Genomic DNA, 15,771 nt, shown 5'->3' on the forward strand with positions numbered 1-15,771 from the left:
TTACGGCCGCGGGTTCTGCGACTCCGGCTCTGCCTTGCTCACCCAGTCGTGCAACAGGCTGTAAGCGACCGCCAACAGGGTCGGCCCCAGGAACAATCCCATGAAGCCAAAGGCCAGAAGACCGCCGAAGACCCCGAGCAACACCACCACCAATGGCAGGTTGCCGCCTCGGCTGATCAGATAAGGCTTGAGCACGTTGTCCACGCCGCTGATTACGAAGGTGCCCCAGATGGCCAAGAAGAGTGCCATGCCATACGCCTCCTGACTGACCAGCCAGGCTGCCGCCGGAATCCACACCAGCGGCGGCCCCATGGGAATCAGGCTGAACACAAAAGTGAGCACGCCGAGAATCAGGACACCCGGCACCCCGGCAATCCAGAAGCCGATCGCCGCCAGCGTACCCTGCGCCGCAGCCGTGCCGATCACACCATTGACCACCCGCTGCACGGTGCCGGCGACAAGATCCAAGTAGTGGTCAGCCCGTGCGCCAATCAACCGTTCCAGCATGCTATGGATGAATGCCGCCAGGCGCGGGCCATCGCGATAGAAGAAGAACACCAGAACCAGGCTCAATGCCAATTCCAGCACGCCGCCGGCGATTTGCGCGCTGCGCGCCAACAGCCAGTTGCCGACTCGACCGACATATGGACGCACAGTGTCGAACAACGCCGCCCCTTGGGCGTCCAGGTCGAGCCAGGTTTCCGCCAGCCAGTCGCCAATGAGCGGCACATCCACCAGCCAGGTCGGCATGGTGGGCAATCCGGCACCCTTCAGGTCATTGATCAGGCCCGTGACATCACGAATGTGATCGGCCAGGTTGAACCCCAGCATGACCAGGGGGACCGCTACCAGCAGCATCCAGCCGGCAGTAAGTAACCCGGCGGCAGCGGTTTCCCGGCCCGGCAGCAAGCGGGTGAGCAGGCGCATCAACGGCCAGCTGGCAAATGCCAGGACCGCAGCCCAGAACAAAGCCGACCAGAACGGCGTCAGGACCCAGATGCAGGCGCCCAGCAAACCCAGGAGAAGAATTTGTACCAACAAGCGGTCATTGTTCAGCATCGCATAGGGGACCTGCGCACGTGGGCGTCAACGGCAATAAGGGAAGAATCGCGGACGGCCAGGAAGGCCGCCCATGACAAGATACGGAGTCTACACAGTGTGCTCGGCTATTTTCCGGACCTCTTGCCAGGCCGTTGAAAAATATGCCAAAGCGGCTGCTCGGCGTTTGACAAGCCTGTTGGGTTGCCGAGGATTTCAGCCCATCAACGCAACAACTCGACGTGCAGGCCATCGCCGGAGGTTTTGCCCACTTCCAAGCGGGTAGTCAGAACGCCCCGAGCCACCAGCGCATCGCGCCAGGCCGCTGAATTACTGCCGGACAGTCGGACGCGAGCGGTGGTATCCAGGTTGAGCATCCGCACCAGCACCTCTACCCAGGTCTGGTTCGGCTCCCCTTCAAGCAACCCCAGATCCAGCTCACCCACTTCGCGCAGCTGCAATTGCAACGTGGCCGGTGTCGGCAACAACACACCCAGCTCGGCTTGTGCGTCCAGTCGTTCGGCATGCAGGTAGGCGCGGCGGTTGCCACGGGTGATCGCATAGAGCGCTATAAGGCTGTCCTCCTTGGGCTCGGCCTGCCGCAACAGCGCATAGGCTTGCTGCCCATCAGGGCCATACAAGGTGGCATTGCCGAAGACCGAATTGGCCCACAGGCTGCTGGAGCCGCAGTCGCGCGCCTCGCACCAGTAGAGCAAATGCGCGCCCTGCTCCATCAAAGCCAGTCGGGCAGCTGTGAAGGCCTCTTTCGAAGCGCCCTCCGTGGGCAAGCGATAGGTGACTCTGGTCAAGTCGCCCTGGGCTATCACGGCACGCTCGTAACGCAAGCGGCCACTGATACGGCTGATCGAGCTTTGCGGGTATAGCCGCTCTTCGCTGGCCTGGTGGGTGAAATCGACGATTTCCGCGCGGGGATACCGCGGCAGTTCATCCAGATCGTGACTGCCCGGTACGTCGGCCAGCAGGGAAACGCTATACAAGGCCGAAGCCATCACTAGGAAAAGACGCATTCGGCCCTCAGCGCATCAGCATGGTTTGGGCAGATTTCACCTGCTCGTCTTCATTGCCGCGATCACTGCGCGGGGGAATTTCCAGGCCGCGTTGAACCGCCGGGCGAGCCGCCATAGCGCTCATCCAGCGCTGCAGATGATCGAGGCCATCGACCGGCACGCCGGCCCACTCATGCACGCTCACCCAGGGATAGGTGGCAATATCGGCAATGCTGTAGTCACCGGCCAGGTAGTCGACCTGAGCCAGCCGCCCATCCAGCACCTGGTACAAACGTCGTGTCTCGTGCTGGTAACGCTCGATGGCGCTCGGCAGTTTTTCCGGAAAGTAGCGGTAAAACACGTTGGCCTGGCCCTGCATGGGACCGACCCCGCCCATCTGGAACATCAGCCATTGGATGACCGTCGAGCGGCCTTTCACATCTGCAGGCAAAAGTCGTCCGGTTTTCTCCGCCAGGTAGAGCAGAATCGCGCCGGATTCAAAAACTGCAAAATTATCGTTGTCACGGTCAACAATGGCCGGGATCCGGCCATTGGGGTTGATCTTCAGGAATTCAGGGGACTTTTGTTCCTGCTTGTCGAAACTCAGCACATGAGTTTCATAATCCAGCCCCAGTTCCTCCAGGGCGATGGAAATCTTGTGGCCATTGGGCGTGGCGGCGGTGTACAGATCGATCATAGGAGCTCTCCCGTGGCAATGTGCCCAGCCTCGCCACTTGCCACGGGCAAGTCAAGGCGTCTGGAAAGCACGATTGAAACAGTCTGCTACCAATTGCGCGCCGGCCTCGTCATCCAAATGCAGATGATGCCCTCCGGCCAGACGATGCACCTTGAGTGGCAGATGATCCAGCCAAGCACGCAACAACGGCTCGCCGTTCAACATACCCTGCTCGGCCAGGACGAGATCGACCGGGCATTGCAGCGCTTCGACAAACGCCTTCGCATGGGCACGGGTCAGCCGCACCGGGCTGGGCAGGGTCAGTCGCGCATCGGTGCGCCAGGTGTAACCGCCCGCAGTTGGCATCAACCCGCGACCGGCCAGCAGCTCGGCGGCTTCACGACTGACTGCGCCGACACCCTGCATGCGGGCATCCACGGCACGTTCGATTTGGGCATACACCGGTTTACGCTTGGCGCGCAGGTCGAGCTGCGCCTGCAAGGCTTCGCCAAGCTTTTCGGGGGAGCGATCCGCTTCGCCAACATAGGGCACCAGGCCATCGATCAACGCCAGGCGCTCGATGCGCTGAGGCATGGCGGCCGCCAGCAGCACGGATACGATAGCGCCCATGGAGTGACCGAGCAGGGAAAAACGCTGCCAGCCCAATTGCTCAGCAACCATCAAGACATCGAGGGCGTAATCCCAGAGCAGGTAGCTCGCGCCGGGCGCGCGGTGTCCGGAATGGCCGTGTCCGGCAAAATCCAGCGCCACGATGCGCAACCCCTCCAGCTTCGGCGCCAGACGGCTGAAGCTGGCGGCGTTATCCAGCCAGCCATGCAGGGCCAGCACTGGTTTGCCGTCTTCCGGGCCATAAAGATGAGCCGCCAGCTCGATATGCGGCAGGTTTAAACGAATTTCCTCGACCTTGGCACTCATGGAATTGCTCTCTCGTTCGTCCAACGTTGGAACAGGCCGCGAATCAGCTCGGCGGTTGCCTGCGGTTGTTCAAGGGGAAACATATGCCCGCCCGGCAATGACAGCGACTCGCCCCTTGGCATACGCCGCACCTGGCGGATCTGATGAGGCAGCACGGTACGGCTATGTTGCCCGCGGACCATGGCCAGCGGCACAGCCAAGTGCGGTGCGCGGCCAGGATTGCTATGGGGCACGCTGCGGTAGATACCGATTTCAGTGGCAGGATCAAATTTCAAGCGCAGTCCCTGCTCGCAGGGAGTCAGGCCATGGCGAACGTAGTCGTCCAAGCAGTCGGGATCGAAACGCCTGAACAAACGCTTGCCGGCAAAATAAGCCTGCGCCTCGGCGTGATCAGCAAAGGCTTCGCGCCGGCCCAGGGTACGCCCTGCCGGCGTCAGTCGATCAATGAAGCCAAAACGCTTGGCCGCGCGCACCAGCCAACGGTCAGGCAGGGTCAGCAATGGTGAATCAAGCAGCACCAGGCCCCGATAGAGCTCCGGGCGGCGTAACGCTGCATGATAGTGCAGCACGCCCCCCAGCGAATGACCAACGCCCCACACAGGCTCATCCAAGGTTTCCAGGTGATAGAGCAGCTCGGCAACCAGATTTTCCCAATTGTCATTCACCGGGAAGCGTGGATCGTGAGCGTGCTGCTCCAGATGATGGACGCGATAGTCCGGTTCCAGGGCGGCAAACAGCTTGCCGTAGGTGGCTGAGGGAAAACCGTTGGCATGGGCAAAGAACAGGGTGTCAGACATGAGGAATGGCCACTGGCAGTCGAAGGCGAATTGTCAGCAGTGACGTTCGACGCAACAATGACCATAAGCGCCCATCAGCAGGGCTCTATGGCCAAAATGCGCCGGCAAGGCCATCACTGGCTGCCAACCCAGCGTCAACCACCGGGTTACATGTGCACCTTCGGCCAAATCCCCCTTCCACATCATGTCTTTGGCGGCGCTTCTCCATGGGGGACTACAGCAACAGTAAGCCGAGAAATACAGCTGGCTTTGCGGTCCTCGCCGCTCAGACGAATATCCCACACATGGGTCGTACGGCCCAGATGCACCGCCCGCGCCACGGCCGTCACCCGACCGCTGCGCAGGCCGCGTAGGTGATTGGCATTCACCTCCAGGCCGACGCAGTAAAAGCGCTCGGGATCGATACACAGGTAACTGGCCATCGAGCCTACCGTTTCCGCCAGCACGACCGAGGCGCCGCCATGCAGCAGGCCATAAGGTTGATGGGTGCGCTTATCCACCGCCATGCTGGCGGTGAGGGTCTCGTCATCGAACGCCTCGAAACGGATATCCAGCACTTCACCTATGGTGTTTTCTAACGCCGCAGTGAGTTGCTCAGGATTGGGGGTTTGACGCCAAATTGCCATGGGAACGCTCCTGTGTGTGCGACTTATCGGATTCATCATGCCAATGAACCGGCGTGCCGTACTCCATCCATTCGTGGAAACGTGGCCCGTAGACGCCTTCAATGACGGCCCGCTTGATTTTCAGGGTGGGAGTAAGAAAGCCGTTCTCCACCGCCCATACGTCATCGATCACGATAAGCGCACGCAATCTCTCATGCTTGTCGAGGCTGTCGTTGATCCTTTCCAGCAACTCCACCAAGCTGCCCTGCAACGACTCTCGCAGCTCCTTGCGCCCGGCCTCGGACAATACGCACAACGCGATCGGCTGCGGCAGGCCATCACCCACCACGCACACCTGTTCGATCTCCGAATGTGCCGCCAGGCGATTCTCGATGGGCGCCGGCGCGACGTACTTACCCTTGCTGGTCTTGAAAATTTCCTTGATTCGTCCGGTCAGGCGCAGGTAACCGTCGCCGTCCTGTTCGCCCTTGTCGCCGGTGCGTAGGAAGCCATCCTCGGTGATGGTTTCTGCAGTCAGTTGCGGTTGCTTGTAATAACCTTGGGTGACGGAGCCGCTGCGCACCTGAACTTCACCCTGCTCACTGATGCGTACGTCCACACCGGGATTGCTCTGGCCGATCCAGCCGGATTTACGGCTCCCCGGCCGACCTACGTGGGAATAACCGCAGTTTTCGGTCATGCCATAGACTTCGAGGATTTCCAGGCCCAATCGCTGATACCAGTCCACCAGCGCATCCGGCACCGGCGCCCCGCCGGACATGGCATAGCGCACCGCATCAAGGCCCAAACCGGCCAGCACTTTGCGCGCCATCACCCGTCCCAGGAACGGGATCTTCAGCAGCCGATCAAGTTTCTTGGGCGGCAACTTGCTGAACACACCCATCTGGAATTTGCCCCAAATACGGGGAACACCGAAAAACACTGTGGGCCGAGCGCGGCGAATATCGTGAACGAAGGTGTCCAGGCTTTCGGCAAAGAAAATCGATTGCCCTGCGTAGATCGATACCATTTGTACGAACATGCGTTCGGCCACATGGCATAGCGGCAGATAGGACAACACCCGGTCATCGGCGCCTACATCGAATAGTTCCACGGCCTGGCTGCCGGTGTAGCCGAAGTTGGCGAAGGTGTGCATCACCCCTTTGGGCATGCCGGTGGTGCCAGACGTATAGATGATCGTGGCTAATTGGTCGGCCGCTGGCTGCGGGTTGTCGCTGATGGGCTCAAACGCTTGCAGATCGCTCCACAGGCTGTCGAAACGACCCGCTGGGCGCAACGGCAGACCTACCGTGGGCACACCTTCCGGAACGCCGCCGGACATGGCTGGCCAATCATCCAGCTTGCCGATAAAAGCCAGCACGCTTTCCGAATGCTCAAGTATCTGACGGACCGATTCGGCCGTGAGGTTGGGGTACAACGGCACCGACACATGCCCCGCCATCCAGATCGCCAGGTCGGCAATAATCCAGTGTGCGCAGTTTTTCGAGATGATTGCGATGCGACTGCCCGGCTCCAGCTCCTGGGCGCGCAACCAGGCTGCGGCACGTCGAGCCTGATTTCCGACCTGGGCCCAGCTCAATTCTTCGATCTGCCCTCCGACTTGCGGCTGGACCATGTAGCGTTTATGGGGATGAGTGGTTTCACGCTGATAAAACGCGTCGAGCGGCAATCGTTGCACCATAGCCACGAGGATTCCTCCTTTTTTATTTTTATAAGCAACCAAGCACTTGCTTGGTCGAATATTCCACGCAGGAGGCGTTTGTGCAAGCGGCACGCAACAAGGTTGCTGCCGTCGATCAGCAGTGAGGGTGATGCAGATGGCTCAGAATCAGCCCTCCGGCCAGTATCATTTCTCCTTCCAACCCAGCCAGACTTCCCGTTTGCATGGGCAGTGGCGCTTGGCGATGCCCATGCATCAGAAGACCGGCCAACGCGCCCACCAACGGCTGATGGCTGACCAGCAGAAGTTCGTCTTCTTGGCGTTCGGCCAACCTATCCAGCGCATGCCTGACGTCGCTGTCGGGCGCCAGCCAGTCATGGATTTCAATGATGCCGCGATAATCCAGCGCCTGGCAGACCCTATCCGCTGTTTGTCGGGCGCGCACAAAAGGGCTCACCAGTATGGCCTGCAAGGGTCGACCCAACAGCTGACCGGCACTGTCGAGAGCCTCCTGACATCCATGCTGCGTCAGTGCACGCAACGCATCGCGCGGCGCCTGTTGTACCGCCTGGCCATGGCGCATCAACCAAAGCTTCATGGCTTGGGCTGCGCCTCGGCAGCCTGTGCAGGAGCAGAAGTCACGGCTGGCTCGGTTTCGCACTGCGGTTCACGGGGAGCAGGCCAGTCGGCAAAGGGCCACGGCTTGATCTCGCTGTGGAAGGTCCCGAAGCGGCCAATTTGCGCCAGGTACTGGCTCAGGCTGTCGCCAAAATCCATGACGCTGCGCTTGGGCGCGCCCTTTACCAGCCTGAAACCCAACTGGACCAGCACCACGCCGAGTAGCAGCAGTTCAGCCAGCTGCCAGACAATCATGAAAAACACCATCCAGAGGATGCGCAGCAGCAGCGCTTCGCGCTGCAGTTCGGCTTTGGGGTCTTGCATGGAAAAAACTCCTAATAGATGACTGTCAGCACATTGCACGCTCCGGCAGGCACTTTGTGTGAACTACCCGCCGAGCTTCTACGGCCGGCTAAAAACCGCTGGCTGAAATGAAATCCACATCCGTTTTGGGTTCACCACTCATCAGAGCCTCGATGACCTGTTCCAGTGTACGTCCCTCGAACAAAATGGCATGCAGGCCGGTCACCAGCGGCATATAGACCTGCAACTCATCGGCCTTGGCCTTGAGGACCTTTATGGTATTTACCCCTTCGGCCACTTCGCCGATACGCCCAACCGCGTTTTCCAGGCTCAAGCCTTCGCCTAGCGCATGGCCCACTTGATAATTGCGGCTCTTTGGCGAGGAACAGGTGACAATCAGGTCACCCACGCCGGCCAGGCCCAGGAAGGTCATCGGGTTAGCGCCCAGGTTCACGGCGAAGCGGGTCATCTCCGCCAAGGCGCGGGTGATCAGCATGCTTTTGGTGTTTTCACCCATACCCAGTGCCGCAGCCATGCCGGACATGATCGCGTAGACGTTTTTCAATGCGCCACCCAGCTCGACACCGAAGCGGTCTCGGCTGGCGTAGACGCGAAACGTCCGCCCGTGCAGGGTTTCCTGCACCTTACGACACAGTGCCTCGTCTTCGCTGGCAATCACCGAAGCAGTCAGCGCATGCTCGGCCACTTCGCGCGCCAGATTCGGGCCCGATAGCACGCCGATGCGCGCATCCGGGGCGATTTCCTCAAGGATCTGGCTCATCAGCTTGAAGCTCTGCGCCTCGATGCCCTTAGTGGTACTCACCAGCATTTTCCCGGTCAACGCTGCGCAAACCGGCTGCAGGGCCTGGCGCAAGGCACTGGACGGCAGCGCCACAAATACCAGCTCGCAGGCGGCGAGCGTGGCTGGCAGATCACTGGTCGGTTGAACGCCGTCGAGAATCCTTACCCCTTTCAGATAACGCGGGTTCTCGCGGTTGCTACGAATCGCCTCGGCCTGCTCAGGATCGCGCATCCACAGATGCACAGCCTGGCCGTTTTCCGCCAGCAGATTGGCTATGGCCGTTCCAAAGCTGCCGCCGCCGATCACTGCTATGGGTTGTTGTACTGTCATTCGTTTCCATCTCCAGCCACCGGGTGGCAATACCGGGCATTATACGGTGACAACCTGCCACGACCAGCCACTGGCCTACCGGAAAAAACCATCGGACTCGGTTAACATGCCCGCCTGTTTTTTTGGCCTGAGCTCTCCCCTTGCCCAACCACGCATTGCGCCTCGCTTCCCTTGTGTTCGGCCTGTCAGCAAGCAGTCTGGCTGGCGCCTATGAATTGTTTCTCGATAACCCGCCGCTTCCCGAGGTTCTCACCGCCACTCGTCTGCATCAGGCCCCAGCGGCGGTGCCGGGCAGTATCAGCGTAATCGATCGACAGTTGATCCAGGCCAGCGGCGCGCGGGAGCTGACCGAACTGCTGCGTCTGGTGCCGGGGATGCTTGTTATTCCGGAAGGCAGTGCCACTAATGTTAACTACCACGGAGGCCTGGGCGCGGGCGCGCGGCGCCTGCAAGTTCTGGTGGATGGTCGCTCGGTGTATCGCCCGGCGCTGGCGCAGGTCGACTGGGTGGACATTCCCGTGGCGCTGGAAGATATCGAGCGCATCGAGGTGTTTCGTGGCCCCAACACGGTCAGCTATGGAGCCAACGCCCTGCTGGGCGTGATTAATATCATTACTCAGAAACCGAGCGACAGTCAGGGTAGCCGGCTGTCCTACACCACCGGTAAGCGGGGCATCGAAGACTGGTACGCCCGGCAGGGTTTCGGCTGGGAAAACGGCGCCATGCGCGTCTCACTCTCGGGATTCGATCATGATCGCTTCGACTTGGATCGTCGTGGCAATGACTTTCCCGATAGTCAGCGCCTGTCGCGCTTTAATCTACGTGCCAATCATGAGCTGAATAGCCAACATTCCTTTGACTGGCAACTGGCGTTGAAGGACGGTATTAATCAAGAGCCCAACTATGAACTCATCACGGGCGATGCTCTTTTCAAAAATCACGCAACCCATGAGGACGCAGCCATAGTTGCTGCGCAGGCACCACGAACTGAAATCCAAGCCCGCGACTACGCCGCCAGCCTACGCTGGAATCTCGACTTGTCTCCCCATCACAGCCTGTCTGTACTTGGCGCGGCGCAACATTGGGAACGCCTTCAGGAATGGCGTGCTTGCTTCGAAACGGGCCTGTCTGCCCCTGCATATTCCTGCGGCTTAATTAACAAAAACAGCCGGGAAACCCGCTACGACCTGGAAATCCAAGACATTCTCAGCCTATCGGACAACCTGCGTATTATCAGCGGTGCAGGCTATCGTCACGACGCAGTTGACTCGGAAACATTTTTCAACGGCTCACGCAGCAAGGACATTGTCAGATTATTCGGCCAGTTCGAGTGGTACATGAATCGTCACTGGCTACTGCAGGGCGGCGCCATGTACGAAGATGACAGCATGATCGGCGACTCGCTATCGCCGCGCCTGGCTCTCAACTACTTGTTCTATCCAGGCCATGGCATTCGTGTGGTTTACTCCGAGGCGGTACGCTCGCCGGACATGTTTGAGGAAGCGGCCGATTGGCAGTTCTACATACGCGACCTCACTCCAGCCATCATGGGCCAGACAGCGATGTATTACCCGGCGCGCAGCAAAGTTTCTGGCGGCTTGGTGCAAGAACGGATCATTTCTCGGGAACTGGGTTACAACGGCCACTTTTCCAGCTTGGGCCTGCACCTTGATTTGCGCCTGTTTAACGAAGACATCACTGACCTGATCACCCACTGGCCTGAAATTGGCAATTTCAGCCCTGGCAATGACGACCGTCTGAGCTTCAAGGGCTGGGAAGCTGAAGGCGACTGGCGACTCGGTTTACGTGACCGCCTCCGGTTGAGCTACGCCTATATCGAATTCGAGGCTACCCATCACTACGATAGCGAGCTGACCCCGCGACACAGCGGTTCTTTGAGCTGGCTGCGTGACTGGAGCCGGGGCTGGAACAGCGGCCTGACTTACCTGGGAGCCAACAGCCTCAATACCCTGCGTTTCGAGCGAGTCGATTTATATGTTTCCAAACGCCTGCAGGTCGGTTCGACCCAGACGACGCTAAGCGGTACCTGGCAGCAACGCCTCGACGACAACCACCTCGGAGGAAGAAACACCAATTACAGGCAGCGACATGTCTTCTGGCTGTCAGCGGGACTGGAAATCTAGTCGACATGCCAACATTTTCAGGGAAGAAACAAGTCAATCTATGCCTGCTTCTGGGGCTGATGCTCTGGCTAGCAACGGCCAGAGCGCTCGATATAACGGTTGCGGCCTATAGCAACGGCCCGGCCATGCAGGCGTTCATCGACAGCCTGACCGTAGCCAGGCCCCAGGACCGGGTGCGCTTTATCGCCACCCACGAACTGCCTCCCAGCGCGCAAATGAATCACGACAGCCGTCTGATCCTTATCGGTCCGCAATTACTCGACTGGAGGCAACGCTCCGTTCAAGGCCCTCCCACCATCGTGCTGCAAGTCAGCCGAGTACAGGCACGCAAGATTCTCGACAAGCGCGAACCGCCTGGCATCATTCTGCTCTGGAGCGATCCACCGCTTGCTCGCCAATTGAACCTGATTCGTGAAGCGCTGCCCCACGGCCAGCGAATCGGCGTGCTCTATGGCAATGACAGTGGCTTTTTGGTCAATGAGCTTCGCCAGGCCGCATCGGATCATGGACTCCAGATCAATGCCCAGTTCTGGCCCAACAGCAACGACACACGTCCGTTGCACCGCGTGCTCGATCACAGCGATGTGCTGTTCGGCCTGGATGACGCCCAACTGTACAATTCCTCTACCATCAAGACCCTGCTCCTGAGCAGTTATGGCCGGCGCATTCCCCTGATTGGCCCAACCGCCGCTTTTATCCGCGCAGGAAGCCTGGCCAGCACCTACAGCAATCAGGAAGACTGGCTGAAAAGCATCAATCAGTTGCTTGATCGCGATCCGCTAAGCTGGCCCGCCAGCATTTATCCCGAATCCTTCCAGATTATGCGCAACCTGCAAGTTGGCCGGTCGCTCGGCATTTCGCTCGGCGATAAACACGCTCTGGTCAACCGCCTGCAACACTTGGAGATCACCCCATGAAAAGTTGGGGAAAGGGTTGGTATCACAGCAATATTCACACTCATACTTTATTGGTCAGCTTGGTCCCGGCCCTGTTGTTGGGCGTGATGCTGACCTTGTATTTCACCTTTACCCGGCTGCATGAGCTGCGCATTGAGCTTAATGACACTGGCCAACTGATCGCTAACCAGTTGGCCCCGGCAGTAGAATATGGCGTCATCACCGGCAACGTGGCGGTACTCGACGGCCTTCTCAAGGCCACTCTGAGTACGCCTCATGTGCGCTATGTGGAAGTGCTCAATCGCCAGGAAAGACTGCTGGCTCATGCGGGCACGCCCCCCACCGAAACGGTGGATCGTCAGCTGTTTTTTCGGGCGCCAATCCGCCGACAAAAAATCCTCTTGCACGACCCCTTTCTGTTCCAGCCTGCTGCCAAGGCATCCAGCAGCGACGATCAAGTGGGCTGGGTGAACGTCTACATGACCACCGATGCCGTTTCCCAACGCCAGCAACACCTGCTCCTGCGCGCCGGCCTGTTGGCCATATTCGCGCTGGCCTGCACGTTATGGCTGGCCCGGCGCTTGGCAAGCAGCCTGTCCAAACCGATCAGTGCAATGGGCCGTGCGTTGCAAGCCATCGAGAAAGGCGACTATGCGACGCCCTTGGCTGAGCCTCGCCAGCGGGAACTCGGCGACCTGAGTCGGCACATAAACCAGTTGGCTTCAGCCCTTGATCAGGCCAGCCAAGATCAGCGGCAGATCATTGGTGAGCTGGTCGAGGCGCGAGAAGAGGCTGAAGCAGCCAACCGCACCAAGTCAGAATTTCTGGCCATGATGAGCCACGAACTGCGAACCCCGATGAATGGCGTGCTGGGCATGTTGCAGCTGCTGGAAACCACTGACATGAACTGTGAACAGGCTGAATACACAGCGCTGGCCAACCAGTCCACCGAACATCTGCTCAGAGTGATCAACGATATCCTCGACTTTTCACGCCTCGAGCGCGGCGCTCTGCACTTTGAATCCATTCCTTTCAAGCTGGAAGAGTTGCTTCAAGACACGCTACAAGCCTTCCGGCACTCCGCCTACAAACAACAGCTGAGCCTGGCGCTCACTGCGCAACCGAGCTTGCAAGGCCTGGAAGTCTACGGAGACCCAACGCGCATTCGGCAAATTCTGGTCAACCTGCTGGGTAATGCGTTGAAGTTCACCGAGAGTGGCGGCGTACAAGTGGACGTTCGCTGGCATGCGCTAAACGAGCAACAGTTGTACCTTCGTTGCGCGGTGCATGACACAGGTATCGGCATTTCCAGTGAACGCCTGGAAAACATGTTCGATCCATTTCAACAAGCGGACAATTCGATCTCCCGTCGGTATGGCGGGACCGGGTTGGGACTGTCCATTGCACGCACGTTGGCAGAGGGAATGGCAGGCCGGCTATATGCGCAGAGTCAGCCGGAACAGGGCTCTACCTTCATCCTTGAACTGGAGTTGGCATTTGCGCAATCAGCGCAGCCGACACCCCCGCCCAGCACCCTGGAGCCACTGGGGCATGGCCAATCCGTACTGCTGGTGGAAGACAACCCGGTCAATCAGACCGTCATCGAGGCCATGCTGCGCAGCCTCGGTTATCAGGTGACAATGGCAGGCGATGGCTTGCAGGCCCTGCACTTGGCCAAGCATGGCCGATTTGCGGTCATCTTGATGGACTGCCAGCTACCCGACCTGGACGGCTATGCAACAACCCGACGCATACGTCAGTTGAGAGAACATTTCGCCACACCAATTATCGCCCTGACTGCCAGCGCCCAGCATGAAGACCGGGAGCGCTGCCTGGCTGCGGGGATGAACGATTATCTGGCCAAACCCTTCAAACGGACCGATTTGCATAAAATACTGCTGCACTGGCTTCCTTGCCCAACCAAAGCCGTTAGCGAGGAATGCTAAAGTAAGCCAAATACAAACAAGCTTGTGCACAGTTAAAGTGAACAACTGTACTCTGTTCGCTGTGACTTTCATCCCAAGCTGGATGTCTCTAAGGCTAAGCCGCCCAAGGGACTGCGCCGGCAGAACGCTTGACCCAGCACAGACTAGGTGCCAGGGGATTTTTTTGAGGAGCACGCATGACACAACAGAACGCATTCACTCGGGAAGAGTTGCTGCTTTGCAGCCGCGGTGAGCTGTTTGGCCCGGGTAATGCTCAACTGCCCGCTCCGAACATGCTGATGATCGATCGAATCACTCATATCAGTGAGAATGGCGGCAAATACGGCAAGGGTGAAATTGTTGCCGAGCTCGATATTCATCCTGACTTGTGGTTCTTCGGTTGCCATTTTGAAGGCGACCCGGTCATGCCAGGCTGCTTGGGCCTGGATGCCATGTGGCAACTGGTCGGATTTTTCCTCGGCTGGCAGGGCAACCCTGGGCGAGGCCGTGCGCTGGGCTCGGGCGAAGTGAAATTCTTCGGCCAAGTACTGCCTACCGCCAAGAAAGTTACCTACAACCTGCACATCAAGCGCACCATCAATCGCTCGCTGATCCTCGCCATCGCCGATGGTACTGTCAGCGTCGATGGCCGCGAAATCTACAGTGCCGAAGGCCTGCGCGTCGGTCTGTTCACCTCCACTGACAATTTTTGAAGGGTATCCGCATGCGTCGCGTCGTGATTACCGGTCTGGGCATCGTTTCCTGCCTGGGCACTGACAAAGCCTCTGTTTCCGCCAGCCTGCGCGAAAGCCGTCCGGGCATCCGTTTCAACCCGTCCTATGCCGAAATGGGCTTGCGCAGCCAGGTTTCCGGCTCGGTGGACCTGAACCTGGAAGAGCTGATCGACCGCAAGGTCTACCGGTTCATGGGCGACGCGGCGGCCTATGCCTATCTGTCCATGCAACAGGCCATTGCAGATGCCGGTCTGAGCGAAGAGCTGGTATCCAATACGCGTACCGGCCTGATCGCCGGCTCCGGCGGCGCATCCACCTTCAACCAGATGGAAGCCATGGACATCCTGCGCGAGAAAGGCGTCAAGCGCGTCGGCCCATACCGTGTACCGCGCACCATGGGCAGCACCGTTTCCGCCTGCCTGGCCACGCCCTTCAAGATCAAAGGCGTGAACTACTCGATCTCCTCTGCCTGCGCCACCAGTGCCCACTGCATCGGTAACGCCGTGGAACAAATCCAGCTGGGCAAGCAGGACATCGTCTTTGCCGGCGGCGGTGAAGAAGAGCACTGGAGCCAGAGCTTCCTGTTCGACGCCATGGGTGCACTGTCCACCCAGTACAACGAGACGCCGGAAAAGGCCTCCCGCGCCTATGACGCCAAGCGTGACGGTTTCGTCATCGCCGGCGGCGGCGGCATGGTGGTGGTCGAGGAGCTCGAGCACGCTCTGGCACGCGGCGCCAAGATCTACGCCGAGATCGTCGGCTACGGCGCCACCTCCGATGGCTACGACATGGTTGCCCCGAGCGGCGAAGGCGCGGTGCGCTGCATGCAGCAGGCACTCGCCACTGTCGACACACCAATCGACTACCTGAACACCCATGGCACTTCGACCCCGGTTGGCGACAGCGCCGAAGGCCGCGCGGTGCGTGAAGTGTTTGGCGACAAGGCACCGGCCATCAGCTCCACCAAGAGCCTGTCGGGTCACTCGCTGGGGGCAGCCGGTGTGCAGGAAGCCATCTACTGCATGTTGATGATGGAAGGTAACTTCATCGCCGGCTCGGCCAACATCGACGAACTGGACCCGGAAGTCGCCGACCTGCCGATCCAGCGCAAGACCGTCGAAAATGCCAAGATCGACACCATCATGAGCAACAGCTTCGGCTTTGGCGGTACCAATGCCACGCTGGTACTCAAGCGCTGGCAGGGCAAGTAAGCCCACCACGCCATGAACGTAAAAAGGCGCCTTGCAGGGCGCCTTTTTACGTTCAGAATGTGCAACCT

14 protein-coding genes and 1 pseudogene are annotated in these 15,771 nt (G+C 59.3%); 5 read left to right on the plus strand and 10 right to left on the minus strand.

Going from position 1 to position 15,771, the window contains the following annotated elements:
- The 10 genes and pseudogenes from ACTV8E_RS12250 to ACTV8E_RS12295 form a co-directional block, all read right to left on the minus strand.
- Positions 1 to 1,059, minus strand: a complete 1,059-nt coding sequence (locus ACTV8E_RS12250) for an AI-2E family transporter (RefSeq protein ID WP_251836276.1) — start codon at positions 1,057 to 1,059, stop codon at positions 1 to 3.
- 203 nt (positions 1,060 to 1,262) lie between these two features.
- Positions 1,263 to 2,066: a DUF4892 domain-containing protein gene (locus tag ACTV8E_RS12255; protein WP_273534964.1), complete on the minus strand. Its 804-nt coding sequence runs from the start codon at positions 2,064 to 2,066 to the stop codon at positions 1,263 to 1,265.
- A gap of 7 nt (positions 2,067 to 2,073) precedes the next feature.
- Complete coding sequence (locus ACTV8E_RS12260; RefSeq protein WP_443199679.1) at positions 2,074 to 2,742, minus strand: glutathione S-transferase family protein; 669 nt, start codon at positions 2,740 to 2,742, stop codon at positions 2,074 to 2,076.
- A 51-nt stretch (positions 2,743 to 2,793) separates the two neighbouring features.
- The gene (locus tag ACTV8E_RS12265; RefSeq protein WP_273534962.1) at positions 2,794 to 3,657 is read right to left on the minus strand and encodes an alpha/beta fold hydrolase; all 864 of its coding nucleotides are present in this window, start codon (positions 3,655 to 3,657) and stop codon (positions 2,794 to 2,796) included.
- Complete coding sequence (locus ACTV8E_RS12270) at positions 3,654 to 4,454, minus strand: alpha/beta fold hydrolase (RefSeq protein WP_273534961.1); 801 nt, start codon at positions 4,452 to 4,454, stop codon at positions 3,654 to 3,656. Before ACTV8E_RS12270 ends, ACTV8E_RS12265 begins: the two co-directional genes overlap by 4 nt.
- Positions 4,455 to 4,636: 182 nt before the next feature.
- Positions 4,637 to 5,080 (minus strand): hotdog fold thioesterase, encoded by a 444-nt coding sequence (locus ACTV8E_RS12275; protein ID WP_251836281.1) that lies wholly within the window; start codon positions 5,078 to 5,080, stop codon positions 4,637 to 4,639.
- 34 nt (positions 5,081 to 5,114) lie between these two features.
- Positions 5,115 to 6,767, minus strand: a pseudogene (locus tag ACTV8E_RS12280) (AMP-binding protein); the annotation flags it as partial.
- Between the two features lie 109 nt (positions 6,768 to 6,876).
- A complete protein-coding gene (sixA, locus tag ACTV8E_RS12285; RefSeq protein WP_273534960.1) occupies positions 6,877 to 7,338 on the minus strand; it encodes a phosphohistidine phosphatase SixA in 462 nt (153 codons plus the stop codon).
- Positions 7,335 to 7,682 carry a DUF4389 domain-containing protein gene (locus tag ACTV8E_RS12290; RefSeq protein ID WP_273534959.1) on the minus strand — a complete coding sequence of 116 codons (348 nt, stop codon included), beginning with the start codon at positions 7,680 to 7,682 and terminating at the stop codon, positions 7,335 to 7,337. The genes sixA and ACTV8E_RS12290 overlap by 4 nt, the downstream gene beginning before the upstream one ends.
- Before the next feature lie 88 nt (positions 7,683 to 7,770).
- A complete protein-coding gene (locus ACTV8E_RS12295; RefSeq protein WP_273534958.1) occupies positions 7,771 to 8,793 on the minus strand; it encodes an NAD(P)H-dependent glycerol-3-phosphate dehydrogenase in 1,023 nt (340 codons plus the stop codon).
- 140 nt (positions 8,794 to 8,933) lie between these two features.
- On the opposite strand from ACTV8E_RS12295, the gene ACTV8E_RS12300 reads away from it, so the two are divergent.
- From ACTV8E_RS12300 to fabB, 5 genes are all read left to right on the plus strand, one after another.
- On the plus strand, positions 8,934 to 10,937 hold the full coding sequence (locus tag ACTV8E_RS12300) for a TonB-dependent receptor plug domain-containing protein (RefSeq protein ID WP_273534957.1): 2,004 nt from the start codon (positions 8,934 to 8,936) through the stop codon (positions 10,935 to 10,937).
- Positions 10,938 to 10,942: 5 nt separating this feature from the next.
- Positions 10,943 to 11,854 carry an ABC transporter substrate binding protein gene (locus ACTV8E_RS12305; RefSeq protein WP_273534956.1) on the plus strand — a complete coding sequence of 304 codons (912 nt, stop codon included), beginning with the start codon at positions 10,943 to 10,945 and terminating at the stop codon, positions 11,852 to 11,854.
- Positions 11,851 to 13,779 (plus strand): response regulator, encoded by a 1,929-nt coding sequence (locus ACTV8E_RS12310; protein ID WP_273534955.1) that lies wholly within the window; start codon positions 11,851 to 11,853, stop codon positions 13,777 to 13,779. Before ACTV8E_RS12305 ends, ACTV8E_RS12310 begins: the two co-directional genes overlap by 4 nt.
- A 176-nt stretch (positions 13,780 to 13,955) precedes the next feature.
- Positions 13,956 to 14,471 carry a 3-hydroxyacyl-[acyl-carrier-protein] dehydratase FabA gene (fabA, locus tag ACTV8E_RS12315; protein ID WP_273534954.1) on the plus strand — a complete coding sequence of 172 codons (516 nt, stop codon included), beginning with the start codon at positions 13,956 to 13,958 and terminating at the stop codon, positions 14,469 to 14,471.
- An 11-nt stretch (positions 14,472 to 14,482) separates the two neighbouring features.
- Positions 14,483 to 15,703, plus strand: coding sequence for a beta-ketoacyl-ACP synthase I (gene fabB / locus ACTV8E_RS12320; protein ID WP_251836289.1), 1,221 nt, complete (start codon positions 14,483 to 14,485; stop codon positions 15,701 to 15,703).
- Positions 15,704 to 15,771: the final 68 nt, after the last annotated feature.

The organism is Pseudomonas sp. B392_1p (genome assembly GCF_052245235.1).
Taxonomy (GTDB): Bacteria; Pseudomonadota; Gammaproteobacteria; order Pseudomonadales; family Pseudomonadaceae; genus Serpens; species Serpens gallinarum.

What these genes read in the sequence shown, in the direction of transcription:
- fabA (WP_273534954.1), top strand. Translation starts at nt 13,956, where the DNA reads ATGACACAACAGAACGCATTCACTCGGGAAGAGTTGCTGCTTTGCAGC.
- sixA (WP_273534960.1), bottom strand. Translation starts at nt 7,338, where the DNA reads ATGAAGCTTTGGTTGATGCGCCATGGCCAGGCGGTACAACAGGCGCCG.
- ACTV8E_RS12310 (WP_273534955.1), top strand. Translation starts at nt 11,851, where the DNA reads ATGAAAAGTTGGGGAAAGGGTTGGTATCACAGCAATATTCACACTCAT.
- ACTV8E_RS12290 (WP_273534959.1), bottom strand. Translation starts at nt 7,682, where the DNA reads ATGCAAGACCCCAAAGCCGAACTGCAGCGCGAAGCGCTGCTGCTGCGC.
- ACTV8E_RS12265 (WP_273534962.1), bottom strand. Translation starts at nt 3,657, where the DNA reads ATGAGTGCCAAGGTCGAGGAAATTCGTTTAAACCTGCCGCATATCGAG.
- fabB (WP_251836289.1), top strand. Translation starts at nt 14,483, where the DNA reads ATGCGTCGCGTCGTGATTACCGGTCTGGGCATCGTTTCCTGCCTGGGC.
- ACTV8E_RS12250 (WP_251836276.1), bottom strand. Translation starts at nt 1,059, where the DNA reads ATGCTGAACAATGACCGCTTGTTGGTACAAATTCTTCTCCTGGGTTTG.
- ACTV8E_RS12255 (WP_273534964.1), bottom strand. Translation starts at nt 2,066, where the DNA reads ATGCGTCTTTTCCTAGTGATGGCTTCGGCCTTGTATAGCGTTTCCCTG.
- ACTV8E_RS12260 (WP_443199679.1), bottom strand. Translation starts at nt 2,742, where the DNA reads ATGATCGATCTGTACACCGCCGCCACGCCCAATGGCCACAAGATTTCC.
- ACTV8E_RS12295 (WP_273534958.1), bottom strand. Translation starts at nt 8,793, where the DNA reads ATGACAGTACAACAACCCATAGCAGTGATCGGCGGCGGCAGCTTTGGA.
- ACTV8E_RS12275 (WP_251836281.1), bottom strand. Translation starts at nt 5,080, where the DNA reads ATGGCAATTTGGCGTCAAACCCCCAATCCTGAGCAACTCACTGCGGCG.
- ACTV8E_RS12305 (WP_273534956.1), top strand. Translation starts at nt 10,943, where the DNA reads ATGCCAACATTTTCAGGGAAGAAACAAGTCAATCTATGCCTGCTTCTG.
- ACTV8E_RS12270 (WP_273534961.1), bottom strand. Translation starts at nt 4,454, where the DNA reads ATGTCTGACACCCTGTTCTTTGCCCATGCCAACGGTTTTCCCTCAGCC.